The organism is Nocardia sp. NRRL WC-3656, from assembly GCF_000720265.1.
In the GTDB taxonomy this organism is placed as follows: Bacteria; Actinomycetota; Actinomycetes; order Mycobacteriales; family Mycobacteriaceae; genus Nocardia; species Nocardia nova.
In genome coordinates, this window is record NZ_JOJF01000002.1 from 144,498 (window position 1) to 167,452 (window position 22,955).

Below are 22,955 nucleotides of genomic sequence, written 5' to 3' on the forward strand. Positions count from 1 at the left end.
GAGCAATCCTTCCGCTACCCTGGGCTGCCATGAGTGCGGTGCGGTTCGCCACGATCTCCGTGCTCCTGTGCGCGCTGATCGCCGTCGCGGCCGGCCGCGCGCCGCGAGCGCACGCCTTCGCGATGGACGTTCCGCCGCTGGCCGGCGCGAACGATTTCTCCTGTCGCCCGACCCGTGACAAGCCATATCCGGTGATCCTGGCGCACGGTGCGGCGACCGACGCCCAGCGCAGCTTCGGCGCGCTGGCCCCCGCGCTGCGCAGCCAGGGCTACTGCGTCTTCGCCGCCGATGTGGGACGGGTACCGCTGCCGACGCTCGGCCTCAACGGTGTCTCCGATGCCGGCTGGCCGGGATTGGGCCCGGTCGCCGCGGCCGTGCAGGGCAACGTCGTCTACGGCGTGGCCGATATCGGTTCACAAGCGGTGCAACTGGCCGCGTTCGTCGCCATGGTGCGCGGGGTGACCGGCGCGCCGAAGGTCGAGATGGTGGGGCATTCGACCGGCGGCACCGAGATTCGGGAGTATGTGCGCCGCCACCCCGGCGTGGTGGACAGCGTGGTCACAGTCGGCACGCCCTACCGGGGTTCGACCTTCGAAGGCCTGCCGAAAATGTTCCCGTTCTACGGGGCCATCGGGATGGACGGCGAGCAGACCGCGGCCCAGGTCTTCGGTCCCGCAGGCGCCGAGCAGGTTCCGGGCACGCCGACATTGACCCGGCTCAACGCCGACGGCGAAACCGAGCCCGGGATCCGCTACACCGCGATCGCGAGCCGCACCGACGAGGTGATCACCCCGGCGGCGACCGCGTTGCTGGCCGATCCGCAAGGCGAGAACCGCAATATCTGGATCCAGGACGGGTGCCCGGCGCTGGCGGTCAGCCACAACGAACTGCTGTCGAATCCGCGCGCGATCGCCGAGATCACGGCCGCTGTCGCCGGCGCGCCGCCGCCCCCGCCCTGCTGAGCCGGGCCGATCGGCTACTTCGGCGTCACCCAGGTGGTGATGTCGGCGTGCACGACCTCGACGCCGTGTTTGTCGTAGATCGACACCGGGACGACCACTTCCGTCCCTTCGGTGAGGGTCGCGAAGTCCGGAATCCGGTCGAGCTTCGCGACCGCGCGCAGGCCGGATTCCGCCTTGGCCAGGTATTGCACGTTCATCGCCTTGGGGATCCAGCGGTGGGTGATCGGAACCGTCGCCTCGCTCAGCATGCCCATCGCGACCTCGGCCAGATTGCAGGCCGCGATCGCGTGGAAGGTGCCCAGGTGATTGTGGATCCCGAACCACTTGGGCGCGGTGACCTCGCACAATCCCGGTTCCAGCCGCACGACGTTCGGCACGACGGTGCCGAAGTAGGGGACGCGGGCGATCATGCCGACCGAGAACAGGGCATGTCCGAGGCGGTTGTCGGGGAGCTTCTTCCAGCCGCGATAGGTAGCGGTCTCTGTGGTCATGGCAATACCTTACTCTGGAGTAAGTTCGACGCGCCGCCGCGCGGTCCGGTACCGTCCGACCAGGGCCGCGGCGCGTCCGCCGGGGCGGACGACCCCCGATTTGGAGCGGGTGGGGGGGCTCGGGCATACTGTTCGGGTTGCCTGCAGCGGTGGTGTGCGTCCATCGCCGGTAGGTGAGCAGGACCCACTGAGTATCGGCGTCGAGTCCGGCGCGGGTACGTCCGGGACGAAGTTCCGAGACCCAACAGGTGAAATATGCCCGGGGTCGAAGAATGAGCGGAGAGGCGACACGCCCGACCGCGTGGACCGGAAGAACCATGACAGATGAACAGCGGCGATGGATCGGGTGCGCCCCGGTCGTGTTGGTGGCTGATGCGTCTTCGTGTGTTCGGGCTGTGCAAATGAGGGTGGTTCGGGAGCGAAAGCTCCTGGGTCACAACGTAAGCGGAGAAAAGGACACTCAGCGTGGCGGGACAGAAGATCCGCATCAGGCTCAAGGCCTACGACCATGAGGCGATCGATGCGTCTGCACGCAAGATCGTCGAGACGGTGACCCGCACCGGTGCCCGCGTCGTCGGGCCGGTGCCGTTGCCGACCGAGAAGAACGTGTATTGCGTCATCCGCTCGCCGCACAAGTACAAGGACTCGCGCGAGCACTTCGAGATGCGCACGCACAAGCGGCTGATCGACATCCTCGACCCGACGCCGAAGACGGTCGACGCGCTCATGCGCATCGATCTGCCGGCCAGCGTCGACGTCAACATTCAGTGACGGGGATTGCAGATATGACTGACAACAAGAACAGGCCGGCGGCCGGCATCCTGGGCACCAAGCTCGGCATGACCCAGGTGTTCGACGAGAAGAACCGCGTCGTTCCGGTGACCGTCGTCAAGGCCGGACCGAACGTCGTGACCCAGATCCGCACCGAGGAGCGCGACGGCTACTCCGCCGTTCAGCTCGCCTTCGGCGCGATCGACCCGCGCAAGGTGACCAAGCCCGTCGCCGGGCAGTTCAGCAAGGCCGGTGTCACCCCGCGTCGCCACGTCGCCGAGATCCGCGTCGCCGACGCCGCCTCGTTCGAGGTGGGCCAGGAACTGTCGGCCGATGTCTTCGAAGAGGGTGCCTACGTCGACGTGACCGGCACCAGCAAGGGCAAGGGCTACGCCGGTGTCATGAAGCGTCACGGCTTCAAGGGTCAGGGCGCCGCCCACGGTGCGCAGGCTGTGCACCGCCGGCCGGGCTCCATCGGTGGATGTTCGACGCCTGGCCGTGTTTTCAAAGGCATGCGGATGGCCGGCCGGATGGGTAACGACCGCGTGACCACGCAGAACCTCTCGGTCCACAAGGTGGACGCCGAGAACGGCCTGCTGCTGATCAAGGGCGCGATCCCGGGCCGCAAGGGCGGCATCGTGATCGTCAAGAGTGCTGCGAAGGGTGGTGCCCGGGCATGAGCACCGACACTAAGACCAACCTGACGCTTCCGGTGAAAGAGCCGGGCGGCAAGACCAACGGCACCGTCGAGCTCCCCGCGGAGATCTTCGACGCGACCGCCAACATCGCGCTGATGCACCAGGTCGTCGTGGCCCAGCAGGCCGCGGCTCGCCAGGGCACGCACGCCACCAAGACCCGCGGCGAGGTCCGCGGCGGTGGTAAGAAGCCGTACCGCCAGAAGGGCACCGGCCGCGCCCGCCAGGGTTCGACCCGCGCGCCGCAGTTCACCGGCGGTGGCACCGTGCACGGCCCGCAGCCGCGCGACTACTCGCAGCGTCTGCCCAAGAAGATGAAGGCCGCCGCGCTGCGTGGCGCCCTCTCGGACCGGGCCCGCAACGAGCGGATCCACGTCATCACCGAACTGGTCTCCGGCCAGACGCCGTCCACCAAGGCCGCCAAGAACTTCCTGGCCGAGCTGTCGGACCGCAAGAAGGTGCTGGTCGTGGTCGGCCGCGAAGATGTCACCGCGTGGAAGAGCGTGGCGAACCTGCAGGGTGTGCACCCGATCGCGCCGGACCAGCTGAACACCTACGACGTGCTGCTCAGCGACGACGTCGTGTTCAGCGTCGAGGCGCTCAACGCGTTCGTGCACGGCCCGGCCGAGTCTGCACAGGAGGAAAGCAAGTGACCACCATCGCCGACCCCCGCGACATTCTGCTCGCGCCGGTGATCTCCGAGAAGTCCTACGGGCTGATCGAAGAGGGCACCTACACCTTCCTGGTGCACCCGGACTCGAACAAGACGCAGATCAAGATCGCCGTCGAGAAGGTTTTCGGCGTCAAGGTCACCAGCGTCAACACTGCCAACCGTCAGGGCAAGCGCAAGCGGACCCGCTTCGGTTACGGCCAGCGCAAGAGCACCAAGCGCGCGCTCGTGACCATCTCGGCCGACAGCAAGCCCATCGAGATCTTCGGAGGCCCGGTCGCGTAAGCGGTCGGATCTTCAGAAAGCAGAGAAGAACTCATGGCAATCCGTAAGTACAAGCCGACTACGCCGGGTAGGCGCGGGTCGTCCGTTTCGGACTTCGCCGAGATCACCCGGTCCACTCCCGAGAAGTCGCTGCTGCGCCCGCTCACCAAGTCCGGTGGTCGTAACGCGCACGGCCGGATCACCACCCGTCATCGCGGTGGCGGTCACAAGCGGGCCTACCGTCTGATCGACTTCCGCCGGTTGGACAAGGACGGCATCCCGGCCAAGGTCGCTCACATCGAGTACGACCCCAACCGGACCGCCAACATCGCCCTGCTGCACTACGCAGACGGCGAGAAGCGCTACATCATCGCGCCCAAGGGCATCGCCCAGGGCACGCGGATCGAGTCCGGCGCCGGCGCCGACATCAAGCCCGGCAACAACCTGCCGCTGCGCTCGATCCCGACCGGTACCACCATCCACGCGGTGGAGCTGCGTCCGGGCGGTGGCGCCAAACTGGCTCGTGCCGCCGGTATGAGCATCCAGCTGCTGGGTAAGGAAGGCGCCTACGCCGTCCTGCGTATGCCCTCCGGTGAAATCCGCCGCGTCGACGTGCGCTGCCGCGCCACCGTCGGCGAGGTCGGCAACGCCGAGCAGTCGAACATCAACTGGGGTAAGGCCGGCCGTATGCGCTGGAAGGGTCGCCGCCCCACGGTCCGTGGTGTCGTCATGAACCCCGTCGACCACCCGCACGGTGGTGGTGAGGGCAAGACCTCCGGTGGTCGCCACCCGGTCTCGCCCTGGGGTAAGCCCGAAGGCCGTACTCGTAAGCCCAACCGTCCGAGCGACAAGCTCATCGTCCGCCGCCGCGGCAAGAAGCGTTAAGGAGGAGGTTAAAGATGCCACGCAGCCTCAAGAAGGGCCCGTTCGTCGACGAACACCTCCTCAAGAAGGTGGACGTCCAGAACGAGAAGGGCACCAAGCAGGTCATCAAGACCTGGTCGCGTCGTTCGACCATCATCCCCGATTTCATCGGCCACACGTTCTCGGTCCACGACGGCCGCAAGCACGTGCCGGTGTTCGTCTCGGAGAACATGGTCGGGCACAAGCTCGGTGAGTTCGCGCCGACCAGGACGTTCCGGAGCCACGTCAAGGAAGATCGGAAGAGCAAGCGGCGATGAGCGAACAAGACACCACGCTTCAGAACCCGACCGCGCGCGCGACCGCGAAGCACGTTCGCGTCACTCCGATGAAGGCTCGCCGCGTCGTGGACCTGGTCCGCGGCAAGCGGGTCGAGGATGCGCTGAACATCCTGCGCTTCGCGCCGCAGGCCGCCAGCGAACCCGTCGCCAAGGTCGTGGCCAGCGCCGCGGCGAACGCCGAGAACAACTTCGGCCTGAACCCCGACACCCTGGTCATCTCGACGGCGTATGTCGACGAGGGCGCGACCATGAAGCGTTTCCAGCCGCGCGCCCAGGGCCGCGCGTTCCGGATCCGCAAGCGCACCAGCCACATCACGATCGAGGTCGAGAGCGTCGCCAGCGCCGCCCCGGCTCGTAGCCGCCGGAAGGGAGGGGCTAAGTAAATGGGACAGAAAATCAATCCCCACGGCTTCCGCCTCGGTATCACCACCGATTGGAAGTCCCGCTGGTACGCCGACAAGCAGTACAAGGAATACGTCAAGGAAGACGTAGCGATCCGCAAGCTGCTGAGCACGGGTATGGAGCGGGCCGGCATCTCGAAGGTCGAGATCGAGCGCACTCGTGACCGCGTCCGGGTGGACATCCACACCGCGCGTCCGGGCATCGTGATCGGCCGTCGCGGCGCCGAGGCCGACCGCATCCGCGCCGAGCTGGAGAAGCTCACCGGCAAGCAGGTTCAGCTGAACATCCTCGAGGTCAAGAACCCCGAGTCGGATGCGCAGCTGGTTGCCCAGGGTGTGGCCGAGCAGCTGTCCAACCGTGTGGCGTTCCGTCGCGCGATGCGCAAGGCCATCCAGTCGGCCATGCGTTCGCCGAACGTCAAGGGCATTCGAGTGCAGTGCTCGGGCCGCCTCGGCGGCGCCGAAATGTCGCGCTCGGAGTTCTACCGTGAGGGTCGGGTGCCGCTGCACACGCTGCGCGCCGACATCGATTACGGCCTGTACGAGGCTCGCACCACCTTCGGCCGGATCGGCGTGAAGGTGTGGATCTACAAGGGCGACATCGTCGGCGGCAAGCGTGAGGTCACCGCCGCCGCCGCGCAGCCCGAGCGTCGCGAGCGTCGGGAGCGGCCGAGCCGTCCGCGGCGGTCCGGTTCGTCCGGCACCACCGCGACCAGCACTGAGGCCGGTCGGGCCGCCACCGCTGTGGCGGAGCCGCCGGCAGAGAACCAGGAGGGCTGACCCATGCTGATGCCCCGCAAGGTCAAGCACCGCAAGCAGCATCACCCCCGTCGTACCGGTATGGCCAAGGGCGGCACCTCGGTGGCGTTCGGTGACTTCGGCATCCAGGCTCTGGAGCCGGCGTACGTCACCAACCGGCAGATCGAGTCGGCGCGTATCGCGATGACCCGCCACATCCGTCGTGGCGGCAAGATCTGGATCAACATCTACCCGGATCGCCCGCTGACCAAGAAGCCGGCCGAAACCCGCATGGGTTCCGGTAAGGGTTCGCCGGAGTGGTGGGTCGCGAATGTCAAGCCGGGTCGCGTGATGTTCGAGATGTCTTACCCGAACGAGGAGACCGCTCGCGAGGCGCTGCGCCGCGCGATGCACAAGCTCCCGATGAAGTGCAGGATCGTGACCAGGGAGGAGCAGTTCTGATGGCTACCGGAACTCCGGCCGCAGACCTGCGCGAGCTCAACGAGGACGAGCTCGTCGCCCGCCTGCGTGAATCGAAGGAAGAGCTGTTCAACCTGCGCTTCCAGATGGCGACCGGCCAGTTGCAGAACAACCGGCGCCTGCGTGTGGTTCGTCACGAGATCGCGCGCATCTACACGGTCATGCGTGAGCGCGAGCTCGGCCTGGCCTCCGGTCCTGAAGGCAAGGGAGACGCGGCATGAGTGACGCCAAGGGCCCGGCCAAGACGCCGGCCAAGCAGGAGGAGCGTGGCTCGCGCAAGGTGCGCATCGGCTACGTCGTCTCCGACAAGATGAACAAGACCATCGTGGTCGAGCTGGAAGATCGTGTGAAGCACCCGCTTTACGGCAAGATCATCCGCACCACCTCGAAGGTGAAGGCGCACGACGAGAACGAGATCGCCGGTGTCGGCGACCGCGTGCAGCTGATGGAGACCCGTCCGCTGTCGGCCACCAAGCGGTGGCGGCTGGTGGAGGTTCTGGAGAAGGCGAAGTAAGCCTCTTCTCCGCCTCGGCTGTGTAGTCGAATCGCGAAGGCCCGCTTCCCGGTTGGGAAGCGGGCCTTCGTGTGTTTCCGGATCATCTCGACCGGTGACCGCGGGCCATCGCAGGCGGTCGACGGGTCGGGCCGCACATCAGCAGGTGTTCGCGGCCGGGCGGCGCGCGAAGCGTTCGGCCGTCCATGCGATCAGGTCCGCGATGGCCGGTGATTCGGGTTCGACCACTTGCAGGTGCCCGAGGTTCGGGTAGGTGCGATAGTCCACGGCGTAACCGGCTCGGCAGCGTTGGGCGACATAGCCGTCCTGTGCCGACGGGACGACGAGGGTATCCGCGGTGCCCTGACCGATGAACACGGGCGCGGGGATCACGGCGGACGGGACGTTGCGCCGCAAGTTGTCGAGCAGCGGGCCGCGATCCGGATCGCCGCGCCAGATCGGCTTGTCGAGGAACAGTGAAGTGAGTACAGAGACCAGCACGCTCTTCTCGGCCAGACATCGCTGCGCCATCTCCCGCGTGATGATGCGCGCACCAGGGCGTATGTAGTCGTCGAAGCGGGTGTCGGGGTAGGTGCCGGCGTAAGCGGTGATGACGTAGGAAGCGAACACTTCGCCCGCTGTGACGCTGCCGAGGCTGTCCACCAGCGCCGGCAGGTTGCTCGCCGGTGCCAGCGCCGCGACGCCGTCGATGACGAGTTCGGGCGCGTACCGGGGTGCGCGAATTCCGGTCCACAAGGCGGCGTGTCCGCCCTGCGAGTGTCCCCATACGACGGCGTGATCGGTTAGCCGGATGTCCGGCAGTTGCCGGGCGGCGCGAACAGCGTCCAGTACCGAGCGGGCCTCACCCTCCCCGATGAGGTACGGATGAGTTCCCGCGGTGCCGAGACCGATGTAGTCGGTGGCCACTATCGTCCACCCTTGGTGAATCACTTTGTCCTGCACCATCATCGCGCCGGCGCTGAGGCCGTTCGGCAGGATCGACGGCGCGCACCCGACCGCGACGCCGGTGGTCCCGTGCGCCCAGGCGATCACAGGACTCGGTGTGGTGGCCGCACTCCCCGGGGCGATGACGAGCCCGCTGGCCACCGCGGGCTGCCCGTGATCGCGGGTGGTTGTGTAGAGGATGCGCCAGGCCAGCGCGCCGGTCGGAACCTCGGGATTGTCGTATCGCTCGGTGCGCAACAGCTGCCCGGCCCGATCCGGCACGGACGCCTGCGGGATGTAGAACTCGTCGGGAGCCGGGGAGTCGCGATGCAACGCGACGCTGACGAGAGCGAGAACCAGCGCCACTGTCGCGCCCATCACGGTGCCGGCCACCCGCCACCGTCCGCCGCGCGGCGTCCGCGGAGGCGCTGTTCCACCCAGCGGTCGGTGATCGCCGCCGATCGCTGCGATGACCTGCCGCACTCCGATCACCATCAGGGCGGCGCCGAACAAGACGGCGACGACCAACACGGTCACATCCGGCCAGGCGAGCGCCAACATGCCGAATACTACCGAGGTAGCCCCGCCGACAATGCCGTCGAATCGGGTAGCACCGCGCTCGCGCCACACGAGGGGCAGACCGGTAAGACCGGCGACGATCAGCGCGACACCGACCACAACGGCCAGCACCTCTGTGGTAATCCCCGGCCACCACAGCGCCAGCAGCGCGGCGGCCAGGCAGACGGACGACTCGACCCACCTTCGGACATCTCTCCGGCGACGGGCTCGGAGGAGTCCCGACACGGCCGAGCCGACGAGTCCGGCGATCGCGACACACCACAGCACCGCGAGCGACGAGAACGGTGCGACGGTCAAGAACGCGCCGAGCAGCACCAGCAGAACTCCTGCTACCAGGCGCAGCCACCGACGAATGCTCGCGGGCCGGGCGGTACCCGCCGCAGCGCTCTCCGGGGGTGGGCTGGTCACGGTCCGAACCTAGCGCAGCGGCGGCTAATCCTCCGCGATCCGCCTTGCGGATCGCCGGGCTCGTATGTCGATGTAGCGGGGGTGGTGCAAGCTGAACAGCGTCGTGGCTGATTCGACCCGAACGAGGAGGTGCAGGTGTCCTCGCTGGCAGGCGTCCCCACTGACCTTCACGTCGATGTCCGCACGCTGTGGGACTACAACCGGATGGGCCACGAGGTGCGAGCGGTGGATGTGGGAATCGGGCTGGGCAGCCACGATATCGGAGTGGCGACATACGCGGCTGAACTGTTTCGTCGGGGCGTATTCCCAGCGGTCGTGTTCACCGGTGCCACCGCACCCACTACGGTGGTGACCTTTCCGCGAGGCGAGGCGGTGCACTATCGGGAACATGCTGTGGCGCTGGGTGTTTCGGCGAATGACATCCTCGTCGAGCCACGGGCCACGAATACCGCCGAGAACATCGACTTCTCGCGTGCGTTGCTGCGCGACTCGGGTCGCGCGGTGGAGTCGGTGATGCTGATCTGCCGGCCGTATCAACAGCGGCGCAGTTATGCGACCTGCCGGATGCGGTGGCCGGAGGTCGAGGTGGTGTGCGGTTCGCTGCCGGAATCGCTCGACGATTATGTGGCGCGGATCGGTGATGTGGAGCGGGTGGTCACGATGCTGGTGGGGGATACGCAACGTGTGTGGCGGTACGCGACCGAGGGCTGGGCGATCGAGCAGGACGTTCCGGAGAAGGTTCGCGCCGCATACGACCGGCTGGTGGCAGCCGGGTTCACCGGGCGTCTGCTTCCACCGCGGGGGTAGCGGCGATGCCGATATCGAATACCTCGAATGGGTCGAGGAACAGTGGTGCCGAGTGCGCGGCATTTCCACCGCCGGGGAACGACCGCTCTGCATCGCGTACCGCGAATCGGTAGATTCGGGTCGTCGGGAGGAGCGGAATCGTGGGTGGGGCGCCGGCCGTCGACGAGCCGGGGGTGCGGTGATGCGGGTTCTGATCGCAGGCGCCGGAATCGCCGGATTGGCCGCGGCGGCATGCTTACACCGGGTGGGGATCGAGGCGGTCGTGCTGGACGCGGTCGGTGAGCTTCGCCCGCTCGGCGTCGGAATCAATCTGCTCCCGCATGCGGTGCGGGAGCTGCACGAACTGGAACTCGGTGCGGCACTGGACGATTGCGCGATCGCCACCTCCACCGCGGTGCATCTCGACCGGTTCGGAAATCACATCTGGAGTGAGCCGCGCGGTCTCGCCGCGGGGCACGAGTGGCCCCAATACTCGGTGCACCGCGGCGAATTGCAGGGCCTGCTCCTGGATCTGGTGCGCCGTCGACTCGGGTCCGATGCCGTGCGCGAAGGAATGGTGCTGCAATCGTTCGCCGAGGATGCCGACGGCGTGCGTTGCCGGTTCCTCGACCGTGCCGGCGGCACCGTCGTCGAGGAGACCGCCGACGTGCTGATCGGCGCCGACGGTCTGCATTCCACGGTCCGCGCGCAGTTGCATCCGGAGGAGGGGCGGCCGTTGTGGAACGGCATTCGAATGTGGCGCGGAGTCAGCGAGATTCGTCCGTTCCTGGACGGGCGGACGATGGTGCTCGCGGGTTCCAATCGCGCCGCGAAATTCGTGATGTACCCGATCTCGGGTCGTGCGCACCGGCGTGGGCGTGCGCTGGTGAACTGGGTCGCCGAGGTGCGTGTCCACGATGCCGGGGTACAGAACCCCGACTGGAATCGCGCCGGGCGGTTGGCGGATGTGCTGCCGCACTACGAAGGTTGGCACCTGGCCGGTGTCGATGTTCCGGCACTACTGCGCGCCAGTGCCGAAGTGCTCGAATATCCGATGGTCGACCGGAACCCTTTGTCGCGCTGGGGTTCCGGACGCGTGACGCTGATGGGTGACGCCGCGCATCCGATGTATCCGGTCGGTTCCAACGGCGGGTCGCAAGCGATTCTCGACGCCCGCGCCGTGGCTTGCGAGCTGGCAGCGGCCGCCGACCCGATCGCCGGGCTCGCGCGATACGAACAGGTCCGGCGGGAGGCGGTGAACACCATCGTGCTGGCGAACCGGGATATGCCCATGGACCGCGTCCTGCACGCCGTGGCGCAGCGGGCGCCGAACGGCTTCGATCGGATCGAGGATGTTCTCACCGCCGCCGAACTCGCCGCCCTGGCCGATGCGTACCGCCACACCAGTGGCTCTGTTCCCGCCGTCCCGGACGCCGCCGCGCGTTACGCCGCCGGCGCCTCGGCGGACGACTGCCGTCCGTACGACTCCGAGAGTGCGTGACCGGTGCCGAGGGCGGTCACACGCCGCGGCGATGCCGGGCCGATCGACCGCAATCGGCGAACGAGCGGGATCGGGCCGTCGATCCGTGCCCGGCCGGTGAGATAGATACTGCCGGGTGCGTGGCGCACCGCGCCGACGACCGTGAGGGTGACCGCCAGGACCGCGACGAACAACAGCACCGTCGCACCCGCCGCGCCGACCGCGTCGTGCAGCCGGGGATAAAGGGGGATCAGCAGTTCCAGCACGATCGGATGCATCAGGAAGACCGCGAAGGAGCGATCGGCGCCGTAGCGGGAAATACGGCCGACGATGCGGTACTTCGGGCGCAGCCAGGACCACCAGGTGCTCACGGTGTAGAGACCGACGATCAGCGCGAGAAAATAGACGGCCATATAGGGGTTGAAGACATTGTCGGCCTGCCACGGTGTGGTGCCGCCCGCGACCGCGCGCCGATACAACCACTCGGCGCCCGCCGCCCCGAGGAGGGTGCCGGCGATCAGCAGCGGGCCGAAGCGGCGCACGGCACGGTCGACGGTGCCGATATGCCATGCGGCGACCGCGCCGAACAGAATGTAGAACTGGTACGGCAGTACCGTCACGTAGAGGTGATTCCACAGTTGCGCCGGCATTCCGGTGAGTGTCGGCGGATGCGTCAGCGCCCACAGCATGCCCAGTTGCACGAGCGCGCTCGTCCCCAGCACCCACCTGTGGTGGCCGGCCGTCCAGCGCACGAATCGGAGCAACAGCGGGAACAGCAGGTAGATCTGCATCGACACCAGCAGGAAGTACAGCTGATACCAGGCTTCACCGGTCGCCAGTTCGACCGCCAACCGGCGTATCGCGCCCGCCACGGACTCCTGATGAATGCCGGCGACCACCGAATAGCCCCAGTAGAACACCGACCAGACGACGTAGGGGATGCCGACCAGCGCGAAGCGCCGGCGCCAGAAGTGCGGCGCATCGAAGGACCGGTCGGCGTACTGGTAGATCAGCACGAATCCGGTCAGCGTGAAGAAGGCCTCGCGGGGAAAGTGCAGCAGCACCATGGCCCCGTTCGCCGACACATTGTTCGGGTCACTGGATCTGTCGATCACGTGGACGGCGATCACACAGGCGAAGGTCAGGATCCGGAACAGGTTGACCTGATGCAGGTAGGGCCGCGACGGCTGAGGCTGCCCGGCCGCCCCCGATTCGGTCGTGACGGTGGTGGGCTTACCGCGGACCGATGTCGCAGTCGCCGTACTCATCGTGCCGTGATCCGTGGGCAGGAGCACCGTCCGTCGCGCAGCAAGGTCGCCGACGAATGCGCTCGCGGAAAGGTCTCGATCATCTGCTTCCTCGAGTCGGTCGTCGCACTCCATGATTACGACCGAGCCTGTGAGGTTCCTTATCAGCCCCTTCGAGGCGCCTGAACCGCCTGGTGGCGGCGGTGCGAATCGGCGTTCAGCCGCCGACTGCCACCGGCATGGTGATGCGGCGCGCCGCCTCCAGAATTCCCAGGATCCGGGAGCCCGGCAGGCCGATGGCGGCACCGATCGCGGCGGGGGTCCACGATTCGTCGGTGAGGGTCAGGATTTCGGCGAGCTGGTCGACCGACAGCTTGGACAGGCCGCGACGGCGGATCTCGTGCGCGACCGACCGGATGGCGACCTCGCCGGTCTCTTCCTCCGCGGCATCGATCGCGGCGGAATCGACGGCGATGGATTCGACATCGGCGAATTCGGCCTCGTCCACCTCGGCCACCTCCGCGACGCCGGGAAGGTCGGTGGATTCGTCCGGTGTTGTCGTGGGGTCGGCGTCGGCCGCGGCCGGTCGCGGTGCTTCGGCGACCGGCTCACCCAGTACCAACTGCACGGCATCGTCCACGGCTCGCCGCGTGCGCGTCTTGTGCGGTTCGTCGGAGACGATCCGCAGCCCGGCGCCGTGCGATCCCGACCGCTCATCGGATCGCGCGGGCGCCTCGGCCTCCTCGAATTCCGTTGGTGCCGTGGTCTTTGCCGGTGCCGCGTCGGAAGAGTCGTCGATCGCCGTCGCCTCGGTGACGACCTCATATGCCGCGGCAGGTTCGACGGGAGACGCGGCCTCCGTGGTCGACGGTGTCTTCGCTGGGGGCACGGCGGCAGCAGCGGCCACGGTCGCAGCCGGCGGCCGGCCGTTCTCCACCGCGTCCGCGAGCCGCAGCGCGGCATCCCATCCCGCCACCGAAACCGGTTGCGGTGCAGTCGTCGACGGGAGCTGGGGATAGCTGGGGAATTCCACGGACCCCGCGCTGTCGGGCAGCGGATGTGCCTCCGCCCACTCCGTAAGATCGTCCGGGCGGTAGCTCGGGCGGTAGCCGGTCGGCGGGAGATCGGAGTCGATGTCCTCCATCGGGATGTCGTCGATGAGCTGCGCATAGCGCGCGGAAACCCAGGCGTGCAACCAGATCACGACGCCGACCATGACCGGGGCGACGGCGGCTTCGGCGGCGCGTGCCGGTTCGCCCGCGACCAGATGCGGGCCGGCGTTGAGCGCGATGGTGACGCCGAGTAGTGCGGTTTCCAGGAATACGACCTTGCCGCGGTCGATGTCGCGACCCCATCGGGCAGCGGTCGTGGCGACGACCATGATCGTGATGATCGGGATCGAGATCATCGCCTCGAAGCCGTAACTGAGCCAGTACAGCGGATCCGACATGTCGCCGCTGGGGACGAGGTTGTGCTGGACGTTCACGCCCGCCCAGACCATGCCGAGCACGACGACGCCGATCAGCGCCCGCGAGGACCATTCGGCGCGGCGGAACAGTTGGGCCAGGCGCGCATCGGGATTCGACACCCGCATGCGGGCCGCGCGGGCGCGCCGGTGCCAGCGGGCGTCCGCGTCGTCGGCCCGGCGCAGTGCCAGGGCGACGCGGCGATCACGCTTCTCGGCCGACAGCTGCGCCGTCACCGCGCGTTTGCGTTGCCGGCGGCGCTGTGTGCGAATCCATTCGGCGAGATCGCGTTCGGCGGCGATCTCCCGATCGGACAGTTCGGCGAACAGCGCCGGGTCCGCTTGCAGGGGCAGCTTGCCCCGCGCGGTCGCCACCCGCCGCGCCAACGCGTTCAGCTCCGCCTGCGGGGAATGCTCGGGGGTGCGCCGGCGCCGGGCCGCGCCCTTCGATGGTTCCTCCACGGAGATCTCCCCGAAGTGTGCGTCTGCGCCGGTCCGTTCCGTGTCGCGGAGCGGAAGGTGCGCGGAGTCCGCCGGAGGGACGGCGGTCGTGGTGGTCGACTGCTCGTCGAGCATGGCGTGCCTTTCCCGGCAGCGGCCGCGCTACCGAGGTCGATTACCCGAGTACTCGAACATATGTGTGATCGAGGTGAGAGAGTAATCGCCGACCATCGGCGCGGTCAACGCTTTCACCGAACATCAGTTCGGGTGAATATGCAAATGGGCTGTTCGGCTCGGCGATTCCGAATTCGGCTGGGACAGCGGAATTTCAGTGCACAGCGGTGTGCCAGACAATGGCCGCCGCGAGTGCGCCCGCGCCGTTGAGGGACCAGTGCAGTGCGATCGGCGCCAGCAGACTTCCGCTGCGCCGGCGCAACCAGGTGAAGATCCCACCGGCGGCCGCGGTCGCGAGGACGGCCAGGGCGATTCCGACGATCTGCCCGCCGACACCGCCGCCGAACAGTGTGCTCAATCCGCGATTCCCGCTGGTCAAGCCGAGCGACGAGGCGATATGCCAGCAGCCGAAAAGCAATGAGCCGACGATGAATACGCCGCGCGCGCCGGTCGCCCGATCCAGTGTCCCGTGCAGTACGCCGCGGAAGGCGAGTTCCTCCGGAATCACCGTTTGCAGCGGAATCACGATCATCGAGGCGATCAATGCCCCGGACAAGGTCGCATATCGATTCGCGAGAAAGAACGGCCGCGTAATCGGCAGTAGTGCGCCGATCACCACGGCTCCAACGACAATCGCGACCGCGCCGAGCGCATAGAGCGTTCCGCGGCGCCACTGCCGCGGTGAAAGTCCCAATTCCGCCCAGCCGAGCCCGCGTTGTCGCATCAGCAGCACGAGAATCACCGCGGCCGCGGGAACGGTCGCGATATTGGCCCATTGCGAGGTGAAATGCGCGATGAGATTCGTCCCGGCGAGCACCGCTACCACGACGGCGACGTCGAGGTAGGCGTGTAACCGGCGCCCCGGGCCGACCGGGGCCGAGGACTGCGCAACCCCGTTATCGTTTCGAGACATCGTCGCCAGTCTACGTTCATCCGGGCGGGTGTGCCGTGTTCGGCGGGTCACGATCGCCGCGCCGCCGGTCGCGGCTCGCGGGCGGAACGAGTCGCCGCTATCCGGTCGCTCCGGCGCTCCAGCCCGCGTAGTCCGTCCACGCCTGCAGCGTCCGCGTGGTGTCGAAGACCCGCTCGGCCCCGCTGATCGGGTCGGTGAAGGCGAGCCGTGCGGCCAGCAGTTGCAGCGGCCGGGTGAAATCGTCCACGGGGCGATCGGTGAGGTCGGGATAGAAGTCGTCCCCGAGGATCGGGATTCCGAGCCCGTTCATGTGCAGCCGCAGCTGATGGGTGCGGCCGGTGTGCGGGCTCAGCCGGTAGCGGCCGAGGCCGTCGCGGTGTTCGATCAGCTCGACCAGCGTTTCCGCGTTGGGCTCGCCCTCGACCTCGAAGGCGCGAAGTACGGTGCGCTCCTTGACGATCCGGCTGCGCACCGTGCGGGGGAGGGTGAGTCCGGGATCGTAGGGTGCGATCGCCTCGTACTGTTTGTGCACCCGGCGCTTGTGAAACAGAGTCTGATACGCCCCGCGCCGCGCCGGATCGACGATGAACAGGATCAGTCCGGCCGTGGTCCGGTCCAGCCGGTGCGCGGGCACCAGATCCGGAAGGTCCAGATCGCGCCGCAACCGGACGAGTGCGGTCTCGAGGATGTGCTGACCGCGTGGAATCGTGGACAGGAAGTGCGGTTTGTCGACGACGAGCAGGTGGTCGTCGCGATGCACCACGGTGACGTCGAACGGCACCGGTGTCTCGTCGGGGAGATCGCGGTGGAACCACACCGCGCCCCCGGGCACATAGGGTGCGTCCGGCCCGATCGGTCCGTCGAGATCGACGATGTCGCCATCGGCGAGCATCTCGTCGATGCGCGCGGCGGGGACCCGGGGGAGCCGATGGACCAGATGGTCGCGGATGGTCGCCCAGGTTCCGTCTTCGGGTAACCGCAGCCGCGCCGGATCGAGTCCGTGGCGCTTGGGCAGCGGCGGCTGTTGCCGGCGTCGCACACATCGACCCTAGTCACCGCCGCGATCGGGGGCCGCGTCGGCCGCCGCGTGGCGACGGATCCTGCCCGGGCTGTCATCGCGCCGGCGCCGGTTCCCGGAGTGCGCGTCGGCCGCATCCGGGACCGGCACTGCGCGTGCCGCACTAGACGGTGCAGGGCAGGTTCGCGTAATAGGCGATCGTGCACTCGGATTCGCGGGTCAGCTTCCAGGTGCCGTCGATGTCCTTCCACTTCAGCTCGATGTACATGGCATCGAAGCCGGGGACGTTGATCTGCAGGTTGTGGGTGAGGGTGTCGCCCTGGACGTTCACGGGCGCGACGGCCTGCCACTGGAATCCGGGCACCGTGGCCATCACGCCGCCGACCTGGTCGACCAGGCCCAGCCCGGCCTCGCCGGCCTCCAGCTCGTTGGCGCGGGCGGACCGCGAACCGTTCGGGTCGAGCACCAGCTCGAGCTTGCTCTGCAACTCGCCGACGCCCGGGGCGGCGGCGTGGACGGGGGCGGCGATCGGCGCGGCGACGGCCGGGGTCACGGAGGCGACGCCGCCGGCGAAGACCACGGCGGCCAGCGAAAACGCCGCAACGGCACGGGATTTGATCTTGATCATGGTCGTATCCGATCAGTTGTGGGACAGGAGTGCCGTGCCTCGCAATCGTTCCGCAAGGGCTGGCACCACTAAGCAATATAAGGTAAGCCTATGCAAAGGTAGGTAGTACTCAGTCGACTTCGGGCGGATCCGCTCTTCCCGATATGTCGGATCTGCCCAGCTGAACGCCCCGGCGCCCGGCTGAGCGGTGGCTGGAATCACAGAACGGGAGTACCAGTGAAGACGCTTCTCGTGGTCGGAGCCGGGCCGAAAGCGATGGCAGTGGCGGCGAAGGCCCGGGTGCTGCGGGACCTGGGGCTACCCGCTCCGCGCGTGGTCGTGGTGGAACCCCATGCGGTGGGCGGCAATTGGCTGCCCAGCGGCGGATGGACCGACGGCCAGCACCGGCTCGGCACCAGCCCCGAGAAGGACGTCGGCTTCCCGTACCACTCCACCTGGGCGCGCGGCCACAACCGCGCGATCGACCGGGCGATGATCGCCTACAGCTGGAATTCCTTCCTGGTCGAGAACGGCACCTATGCCGAATGGGTCGACCGGGGCCGGCCCAATCCGCACCACCACGTCTGGGCCAACTATCTGCAGTGGGTCGCGCGCAAGGCCGAGGTCGAGATGGTCGTGGGCGCGGTGCGCCGGATCCGCCCCGGTGCCGACGGCTGGCTGGTCTCGGTGGCCGACGGTTCCGGCGTGGAGACCGAAATCGACTGCGACGGACTGATGATCACCGGACCGGGCGACAGCCGCCGCGCGCTGGCCGAACATCCGAAGGTGCTGAGTATCGCGGACTTCTGGGATCTCGCGGGTAAGCGCCGGCTACCGGTCTCCTCGCGGGCGGCGGTGATCGGCGGCGGTGAGACCGCGGGCTCGGCGGTGGACGAACTGGTCCGCCACGACGTCCTCACGGTCTCGGTGATCTCGCCCGCGGCCACCATCTACACCCGCGGTGAAAGTTATTTCGAGAATTCGCTGTTCAGTGATCCGGCGAAGTGGCGGGCGCTGAGCCTGCAGGAGCGCCGCGACGTCATCCGCCGCACCGACCGTGGTGTGTTCTCGGTACGCGTGCAGGAGAACGTGCTGGCGGACAATCGCGTTCATCATCTCCAGGGCCGCGTGGTCCGGGTCGCCGAGCGCGGCGAAGGAGTGGCGCTCACGCTGCGCAACGAACTGCGCCCCGACCAGATGCATGCCTTCGATCTGGTGGTCGACGCCACCGGCGGCCAGCCGCTGTGGTTCCTGGATCTGTTCGATTCCGATACCTCGGATCTGGTGGAACTGGCGGTGGGCGGGCCCATCACCCATGCCCGGCTGGAGGCGGCGATCGGCCACGATCTGGCGGTGTCCGGCCTCGACGCCAAGCTCTATCTGCCGAATCTCGCGGGGATGGCGCAGGGGCCGGGATTTCCGAATCTCAGTTGCCTGGGCGAGCTTTCGGATCGCGTGCTGGGTGAGGTGCCGGCCCGCGCGGCCGTCGTGGCGGCCCGGGTCGCGGCCGGTCGGCGCCCGGAATGATCACCGAGCAAACGGTAGGCTAGGCTACCCTTAGTTAAAGGGAAGAGGTTCGGTTCATGCGTATCGTGTCGTTCGGTTATCAGACCTGGGGTCGTACCACGCTGCAGGCTCTGATCGACTCGGAACACGAGGTGGTGCTCGCGGTCACCCATCCCGCGAGTGAACATGCCTACAAGGGCATCTGGTCCGATTCGGTCGAGGAGCTCGCCCGCGAACACGGCATTCCGGTCCACCTCACCGAGCGGGCCGATGCGGAGACCATCGATCTGGTCAAGCGTGCCGAGCCCGACATCATCGTGGTCAACAGCTGGTACACCTGGATGCCGCCGGAGCTGTATCTGATGCCGCCGCACGGCACGCTGAACCTGCACGATTCGCTGCTGCCGAAGTTCACCGGCTTCTCGCCCGTGCTGTGGGCGCTGATCAGCGGCGAAACCGAATTCGGCCTGACCGTGCACCGGATGGACGAACAGCTCGACACCGGCGACATCATCGTGCAGCGTTCGCTGCCGATCGGCCCGACCGCCACCGGAACCGAACTCGTCCTCGCCGGAATGGAATTGATTCCGGGAGCGCTGCGGGAGGCGCTGAGCGCGATCGAATCCGGCACCGCGGTCTGGCGGCCGCAGGACAAGGCCGAGCGCACCTATTTCCACAAGCGATCCGAGCGTGACAGCCGCATCGACTGGCATTGGGACGCAGTGGATCTGGAGCGGTTCGTGCGCGCGCTGTCCGAGCCGTACCCGCGGGCGTTCTCCTACTATCGGGGCGAGAAGGTGGAGATCACCGCCGCCGCCCTGTCGCAGGCCCGCTACGGCGGAACCCCGGGCCGAGTCGTCGTGCAGGAGGGCGGTGGCGTGGTGATCTGCGGGCCGGACGCACATCGCGGCGGCAATCCGGGTCTGCTCGTGACCCGGGTGCGCACCGCCGACGGCATCGAACACGACGGCGCCGCATTCTTCGCTCGCGGTGGTTATCTCACCGACGCCCCGCGATGACCGCGCTGTCGGCGCAGGAGCCGGCCGCGGGGAGGTTGTCGGCGGGGCAGCGCCGGATCTGGTTCCTGCAGACCCGTGATCCGGAGGACACCACTCTCAACTGCTGTGCGGTCTACCGGCTCGACGGTGCCGTGGACGCGGATCGGTTGCGCTCGGCGATCGCCGGAACCATTGCGCGGCACGATATTCTGCGCACGATCTACACCGTCGGCGAGGACGACGAGCCGCGGGCCGTGGTGCGATCCGACGCGACGCCGTCCTGGCAGGAGGTGGATCTTCGTGATCTCGCCGATGCCAGTCGCGAGCGCCGGGCCGAGGTGCTGATCCGCCGCGAGGCGGGGCGACCGTTCGATCCGTCGTCCGAAACACCCTTGCGCTGCTTGCTGATTCGCACGGGCGAGCGGCGGTACCTCCTCACTCTCGTGGTCCATACGATCGCGTGGGACGAGGACTCCTGGCAGATCTTCTTCGACGAGGTCGGTGCGCGCTACGACGCGGCGACGGTTCCGGCCGCACCGGCGAGTCGCGGAGACGACCGTGTGCGCAGCCTTCGTGATGCCGAAGGCAGTGGCGCCCCCGCGCCGGCGACCGAGGTCGGTCGCAGCTATTGGCGAAACGCGCTCTCGCCCTTGCCGCAGCCGTTGGAATTGCCGGGCCGCGTCGCCGTGTCCGTGCCCTCGCTGCGCACCGCCCGGATCCGCGCCGAATTGCCGGCCGACGTGGCCGCGCGGGTGACGGAGTTCGCCCAACGGGAGGGCGCCACACCGTTCACGGTGCTCCTCGCCGCCTTCGACGCGCTGATCCACCGCTACACCGCCGCAACGGATTTCCTGGTCTGCGTACCGGCCACCGTGCGGAGCGCCGACGACACCGGTATCGGATACTTCGGCAATACGCTGCTGCTGCGTACGACGGTCGACCCCGCGGACGGCTTCCTCGATTGTCTGCGTGCGGTGAACGACCGTGCGGCAACGGCTTTCGGGCACCGCGGCACGCCGATCGATCAGGTGATCGCCGACCTCAACCCCGAGCGCGGCAGTGGGCGCGACGGGCTGGAGCAGGTGGCCCGCATCGAATTCGGGATCCGCCGGACCGCGTCGTTTACCCTGGACGGCATCGCGGCCACGGCGGTCGATGTCGGCAGCCCGACGACCCGGATGCCGCTGTCGCTCACCGTGATCACCGCCGGCGATGTGCCCGAGCGCGTCGAAATCGTCTATCAGGAAGACGAATTCGATGCCCGTATCCTGGAGCAGTTCCTCACCCACTATGTACGCGTGCTCACCGTGGCGACCGCCGAACCCGAGCGTCGCATCGGCGAGCTGGACATTTTCGGAGTCCGCGACCGCGCGGACATTCTGGAGCAGTCCCACGGTGAACTCGTCCCCGTCGCGCCCACCACGCTGGTCGATCTGTTCGAGCGGCGGGTGGAGGCGGATCCCGGTGCGGTCGCACTCGTCGATGCCCGCGACGGAGATCGCGAGCTGAGCTTCGACCACCTGAACCGGCGCGCGAATCGCCTGGCGCATCAGCTGATTCGGCAGGGTATCGGCACCGAGGACGTGGTAGCGCTGCGGCTGAGTACCTCCGTGGATTTCGTGGTCGCCGTTGTCGCGGTGCTGAAGGCCGGTGCGGCCTATCTGCCGATCGATCCGGCCTATCCGGCGGATCGGGTGGAATTCCTGATCGCCGATGCGCGGCCCGCGCTGGTCCTGGACGCCGAGGGTCTGCGGGCCGCGGAACGGGCCGCGCGCACATCGCCGCAGCAGGATCCGCGCGACAGCGATCGGGTGCGTCCGCTGCGGCCCGCCGATCTCGCCTACGTCATCTACACCTCCGGCTCGACCGGAATGCCGAAGGGGGCCGCGGTATCCCACGCGGCGATCGCCGAACATCTCGTGGGGTTCTGTGCGCAGTGGGGGGTGGATGCCGAGGATCGGCTGCTGCAGTCCTCGTCGATCAGCTTCGACGCCTCGCTGCTCGACATCTTCGTACCCCTCACTCTCGGCGCCGGCCTGGTGATTCCGAAGGTGGACGCGTTCGACGACATACCGTATGTGGCGGAACTGATTTCGCGCTGCGGCGTGACCGTGCTGCATATGGTGCCGTCCATGCTCAGCACCTTGCTGATGCTGCCGGAGGTGAGCCGGTGGCGTGCGCTGCGCCATGTGCCGGTCGGCGGCGAGGCGCTCTACGGTGAGGTCGCCGACCGCTTCGCCGGCATCTTCGAGGCCGAGCTGCGCAACCATTACGGGCCCACCGAGGCGGTCGTCTCGGCCACCCATCACACGGTGGAGGGCCCGCAGGGAACCCGGATCGTGCCCATCGGCCGTCCCAACCGCAACGTCGCCCTGTATCTGCTGGACGAGCGGCTGCAACTGGTGCCCACCGGCGTGGCAGGCGAAATCTACCTCGGCGGTGCGCAATTGGCGCGCGGCTATCTCGGCCGCGCCGCCGCAACCGCCGACCGCTTCGTGGCCGATCCGTTCGCCCCCGGACAGCGGCTCTATCGCACCGGAGATCTCGCGCGCCGCAACGGAAACGGTGAGCTCGAATTTCTCGGCCGCGCCGACGAACAGGTCACGGTGCGCGGCCACCGCATCGAACTCGCGGAGGTCCAGGCCGCCGTCGGCGCGCATCCGGATGTCGCGCACTGTGTGGCAGCTGCGGTGACCGACGACGTGCTCGGCACGGTACTCGCCGCCTACCTCGTGCCGATGCGCAGCGAAAACGGGAGCGCCGCAGTCGATCCGGAATCGGTGCGAGCACACGCCGCGGCGGTGCTGCCGCCGTACATGGTGCCGGGCGCCTTCGCGATCATCGACGAGATTCCGCTGACCGAACACGGAAAACTCGACCGCCGTGCCCTGCCGGTGCCACAGCGGTCGCCGGTGGAGCCGTATCGGGAGCCGAATACCGCGGTGGAGACCCGGATCGCGGAATTGTTCGGGCGGATGTTCGGCCGCGAGCGGATCGGCGCCGAGGATTCGTTCTTCGAACTCGGCGGTCATTCCCTGCTGGCGGTGCGGCTACTGGCCTGGATCCGAGCCGAATTCGGCGTACGGATCGGTGTGCGAGCGCTGTTCGACACTCCGACGGTGGCCGGATTGGCGGCCCGAGTCGAAGCATCGACGGCCAGTGTTAGCTTAGCCTAAGCTACGATTCCGAGAGGGCCGGGCTCGCGAGTCGCCCGGAGCGAA

At 67.8% G+C, this 22,955-nt stretch carries 24 protein-coding genes; 17 read left to right on the top strand and 7 right to left on the bottom strand.

Features of this window, described 5'->3' with window-relative positions:
• The first annotated feature begins 29 nt into the window (after positions 1-29).
• Entirely contained in the window at positions 30-962 is a 933-nt protein-coding gene (locus IG65_RS0103525; RefSeq protein ID WP_030513356.1) for a triacylglycerol lipase, read from the top strand.
• A gap of 14 nt (positions 963-976) precedes the next feature.
• Here IG65_RS0103525 and IG65_RS0103530 read toward each other — a convergent pair whose 3' ends face one another.
• Positions 977-1,453 carry a hotdog fold domain-containing protein gene (locus tag IG65_RS0103530; RefSeq protein ID WP_030513357.1) on the bottom strand — a complete coding sequence of 159 codons (477 nt, stop codon included), beginning with the start codon at positions 1,451-1,453 and terminating at the stop codon, positions 977-979.
• 465 nt (positions 1,454-1,918) lie between these two features.
• On the opposite strand from IG65_RS0103530, the gene rpsJ reads away from it, so the two are divergent.
• From rpsJ to rpsQ, 11 genes are read left to right on the top strand one after another with little or no spacing between them, the layout of a single operon-like run.
• Complete coding sequence (gene rpsJ / locus IG65_RS0103535; RefSeq protein WP_003938093.1) at positions 1,919-2,224, top strand: 30S ribosomal protein S10; 306 nt, start codon at positions 1,919-1,921, stop codon at positions 2,222-2,224.
• 14 nt (positions 2,225-2,238) lie between these two features.
• The gene (rplC, locus tag IG65_RS0103540; protein WP_030513358.1) at positions 2,239-2,904 is read left to right on the top strand and encodes a 50S ribosomal protein L3; all 666 of its coding nucleotides are present in this window, start codon (positions 2,239-2,241) and stop codon (positions 2,902-2,904) included.
• Positions 2,901-3,572 (top strand): 50S ribosomal protein L4, encoded by a 672-nt coding sequence (rplD, locus tag IG65_RS0103545; protein WP_030513359.1) that lies wholly within the window; start codon positions 2,901-2,903, stop codon positions 3,570-3,572. The genes rplC and rplD overlap by 4 nt, the downstream gene beginning before the upstream one ends.
• Positions 3,569-3,874, top strand: a complete 306-nt coding sequence (rplW, locus tag IG65_RS0103550) for a 50S ribosomal protein L23 (RefSeq protein ID WP_030513360.1) — start codon at positions 3,569-3,571, stop codon at positions 3,872-3,874. Before rplD ends, rplW begins: the two co-directional genes overlap by 4 nt.
• A gap of 33 nt (positions 3,875-3,907) precedes the next feature.
• Complete coding sequence (rplB, locus tag IG65_RS0103555; RefSeq protein WP_030513361.1) at positions 3,908-4,738, top strand: 50S ribosomal protein L2; 831 nt, start codon at positions 3,908-3,910, stop codon at positions 4,736-4,738.
• Between the two features lie 14 nt (positions 4,739-4,752).
• Positions 4,753-5,034 carry a 30S ribosomal protein S19 gene (gene rpsS / locus IG65_RS0103560; RefSeq protein WP_030513362.1) on the top strand — a complete coding sequence of 94 codons (282 nt, stop codon included), beginning with the start codon at positions 4,753-4,755 and terminating at the stop codon, positions 5,032-5,034.
• The gene (rplV, locus tag IG65_RS0103565; protein WP_025347178.1) at positions 5,031-5,438 is read left to right on the top strand and encodes a 50S ribosomal protein L22; all 408 of its coding nucleotides are present in this window, start codon (positions 5,031-5,033) and stop codon (positions 5,436-5,438) included. Before rpsS ends, rplV begins: the two co-directional genes overlap by 4 nt.
• Positions 5,439-6,236 carry a 30S ribosomal protein S3 gene (rpsC, locus tag IG65_RS0103570; RefSeq protein ID WP_030513363.1) on the top strand — a complete coding sequence of 266 codons (798 nt, stop codon included), beginning with the start codon at positions 5,439-5,441 and terminating at the stop codon, positions 6,234-6,236.
• Between the two features lie 3 nt (positions 6,237-6,239).
• Positions 6,240-6,656 (top strand): 50S ribosomal protein L16, encoded by a 417-nt coding sequence (gene rplP, locus IG65_RS0103575; protein WP_030513364.1) that lies wholly within the window; start codon positions 6,240-6,242, stop codon positions 6,654-6,656.
• Positions 6,656-6,895 (top strand): 50S ribosomal protein L29, encoded by a 240-nt coding sequence (gene rpmC, locus IG65_RS0103580; protein ID WP_025347181.1) that lies wholly within the window; start codon positions 6,656-6,658, stop codon positions 6,893-6,895. The genes rplP and rpmC overlap by 1 nt, the downstream gene beginning before the upstream one ends.
• Positions 6,892-7,188 (top strand): 30S ribosomal protein S17, encoded by a 297-nt coding sequence (gene rpsQ, locus IG65_RS0103585; RefSeq protein WP_030513365.1) that lies wholly within the window; start codon positions 6,892-6,894, stop codon positions 7,186-7,188. The genes rpmC and rpsQ overlap by 4 nt, the downstream gene beginning before the upstream one ends.
• A gap of 138 nt (positions 7,189-7,326) precedes the next feature.
• On the opposite strand, the gene IG65_RS0103590 is transcribed toward rpsQ, so the two are convergent.
• A complete protein-coding gene (locus tag IG65_RS0103590) occupies positions 7,327-9,099 on the bottom strand; it encodes a lipase family protein (protein ID WP_063833532.1) in 1,773 nt (590 codons plus the stop codon).
• Positions 9,100-9,234: 135 nt separating this feature from the next.
• Here IG65_RS0103590 and IG65_RS0103595 point away from each other — a divergent pair, with 135 nt between their 5' ends.
• The gene (locus tag IG65_RS0103595) at positions 9,235-9,906 is read left to right on the top strand and encodes a YdcF family protein (protein ID WP_036523208.1); all 672 of its coding nucleotides are present in this window, start codon (positions 9,235-9,237) and stop codon (positions 9,904-9,906) included.
• Positions 9,907-10,087: 181 nt separating this feature from the next.
• Positions 10,088-11,386 (top strand): flavin-dependent oxidoreductase, encoded by a 1,299-nt coding sequence (locus IG65_RS0103600; protein WP_051755278.1) that lies wholly within the window; start codon positions 10,088-10,090, stop codon positions 11,384-11,386.
• Here the strand turns inward: IG65_RS0103600 and IG65_RS0103605 are convergent.
• The 5 genes from IG65_RS0103605 to IG65_RS0103625 all read right to left on the bottom strand — a co-directional run bounded on the left by IG65_RS0103605 (position 11,329) and on the right by IG65_RS0103625 (position 17,251).
• Entirely contained in the window at positions 11,329-12,633 is a 1,305-nt protein-coding gene (locus tag IG65_RS0103605) for an acyltransferase (protein ID WP_197039779.1), read from the bottom strand. The genes IG65_RS0103600 and IG65_RS0103605 overlap by 58 nt on opposite strands.
• 196 nt (positions 12,634-12,829) lie before the next feature.
• Positions 12,830-14,539, bottom strand: a complete 1,710-nt coding sequence (locus IG65_RS35675; RefSeq protein WP_156055472.1) for a hypothetical protein — start codon at positions 14,537-14,539, stop codon at positions 12,830-12,832.
• Positions 14,540-14,846: 307 nt separating this feature from the next.
• Positions 14,847-15,605: a CPBP family intramembrane glutamic endopeptidase gene (locus IG65_RS0103615; RefSeq protein ID WP_030513371.1), complete on the bottom strand. Its 759-nt coding sequence runs from the start codon at positions 15,603-15,605 to the stop codon at positions 14,847-14,849.
• Positions 15,606-15,702: 97 nt separating this feature from the next.
• A complete protein-coding gene (locus IG65_RS0103620) occupies positions 15,703-16,644 on the bottom strand; it encodes an RluA family pseudouridine synthase (RefSeq protein WP_030513372.1) in 942 nt (313 codons plus the stop codon).
• Between the two features lie 142 nt (positions 16,645-16,786).
• Positions 16,787-17,251 (bottom strand): hypothetical protein, encoded by a 465-nt coding sequence (locus tag IG65_RS0103625; protein WP_030513373.1) that lies wholly within the window; start codon positions 17,249-17,251, stop codon positions 16,787-16,789.
• A 255-nt stretch (positions 17,252-17,506) separates the two neighbouring features.
• Between IG65_RS0103625 and IG65_RS0103630 the strand changes: the two genes are divergently transcribed.
• From IG65_RS0103630 to IG65_RS0103640, 3 genes are read left to right on the top strand one after another with little or no spacing between them, the layout of a single operon-like run.
• Complete coding sequence (locus tag IG65_RS0103630; RefSeq protein ID WP_081879241.1) at positions 17,507-18,757, top strand: SidA/IucD/PvdA family monooxygenase; 1,251 nt, start codon at positions 17,507-17,509, stop codon at positions 18,755-18,757.
• A gap of 56 nt (positions 18,758-18,813) precedes the next feature.
• Positions 18,814-19,755: a methionyl-tRNA formyltransferase gene (locus IG65_RS0103635; RefSeq protein WP_030513664.1), complete on the top strand. Its 942-nt coding sequence runs from the start codon at positions 18,814-18,816 to the stop codon at positions 19,753-19,755.
• Complete coding sequence (locus IG65_RS0103640) at positions 19,752-22,910, top strand: non-ribosomal peptide synthetase (protein WP_051755284.1); 3,159 nt, start codon at positions 19,752-19,754, stop codon at positions 22,908-22,910. The genes IG65_RS0103635 and IG65_RS0103640 overlap by 4 nt, the downstream gene beginning before the upstream one ends.
• The last annotated feature ends 45 nt before the right edge of the window (positions 22,911-22,955 follow it).

Excerpts from the sequence above, each read along its gene's own strand:
- IG65_RS0103525 (WP_030513356.1), top strand. The coding sequence starts at position 30 with ATGAGTGCGGTGCGGTTCGCCACGATCTCCGTGCTCCTGTGCGCGCTG.
- IG65_RS0103530 (WP_030513357.1), bottom strand. The coding sequence starts at position 1,453 with ATGACCACAGAGACCGCTACCTATCGCGGCTGGAAGAAGCTCCCCGAC.
- rplC (WP_030513358.1), top strand. The coding sequence starts at position 2,239 with ATGACTGACAACAAGAACAGGCCGGCGGCCGGCATCCTGGGCACCAAG.
- rplD (WP_030513359.1), top strand. The coding sequence starts at position 2,901 with ATGAGCACCGACACTAAGACCAACCTGACGCTTCCGGTGAAAGAGCCG.
- rplB (WP_030513361.1), top strand. The coding sequence starts at position 3,908 with ATGGCAATCCGTAAGTACAAGCCGACTACGCCGGGTAGGCGCGGGTCG.
- rpsS (WP_030513362.1), top strand. The coding sequence starts at position 4,753 with ATGCCACGCAGCCTCAAGAAGGGCCCGTTCGTCGACGAACACCTCCTC.
- rplV (WP_025347178.1), top strand. The coding sequence starts at position 5,031 with ATGAGCGAACAAGACACCACGCTTCAGAACCCGACCGCGCGCGCGACC.
- rpsC (WP_030513363.1), top strand. The coding sequence starts at position 5,439 with ATGGGACAGAAAATCAATCCCCACGGCTTCCGCCTCGGTATCACCACC.
- rplP (WP_030513364.1), top strand. The coding sequence starts at position 6,240 with ATGCTGATGCCCCGCAAGGTCAAGCACCGCAAGCAGCATCACCCCCGT.
- rpmC (WP_025347181.1), top strand. The coding sequence starts at position 6,656 with ATGGCTACCGGAACTCCGGCCGCAGACCTGCGCGAGCTCAACGAGGAC.
- rpsQ (WP_030513365.1), top strand. The coding sequence starts at position 6,892 with ATGAGTGACGCCAAGGGCCCGGCCAAGACGCCGGCCAAGCAGGAGGAG.
- IG65_RS0103600 (WP_051755278.1), top strand. The coding sequence starts at position 10,088 with ATGCGGGTTCTGATCGCAGGCGCCGGAATCGCCGGATTGGCCGCGGCG.
- IG65_RS0103605 (WP_197039779.1), bottom strand. The coding sequence starts at position 12,633 with ATGAGTACGGCGACTGCGACATCGGTCCGCGGTAAGCCCACCACCGTC.
- IG65_RS0103615 (WP_030513371.1), bottom strand. The coding sequence starts at position 15,605 with ATGTCTCGAAACGATAACGGGGTTGCGCAGTCCTCGGCCCCGGTCGGC.
- IG65_RS0103625 (WP_030513373.1), bottom strand. The coding sequence starts at position 17,251 with ATGATCAAGATCAAATCCCGTGCCGTTGCGGCGTTTTCGCTGGCCGCC.
- IG65_RS0103630 (WP_081879241.1), top strand. The coding sequence starts at position 17,507 with ATGGCAGTGGCGGCGAAGGCCCGGGTGCTGCGGGACCTGGGGCTACCC.
- IG65_RS0103635 (WP_030513664.1), top strand. The coding sequence starts at position 18,814 with ATGCGTATCGTGTCGTTCGGTTATCAGACCTGGGGTCGTACCACGCTG.
- IG65_RS0103640 (WP_051755284.1), top strand. The coding sequence starts at position 19,752 with ATGACCGCGCTGTCGGCGCAGGAGCCGGCCGCGGGGAGGTTGTCGGCG.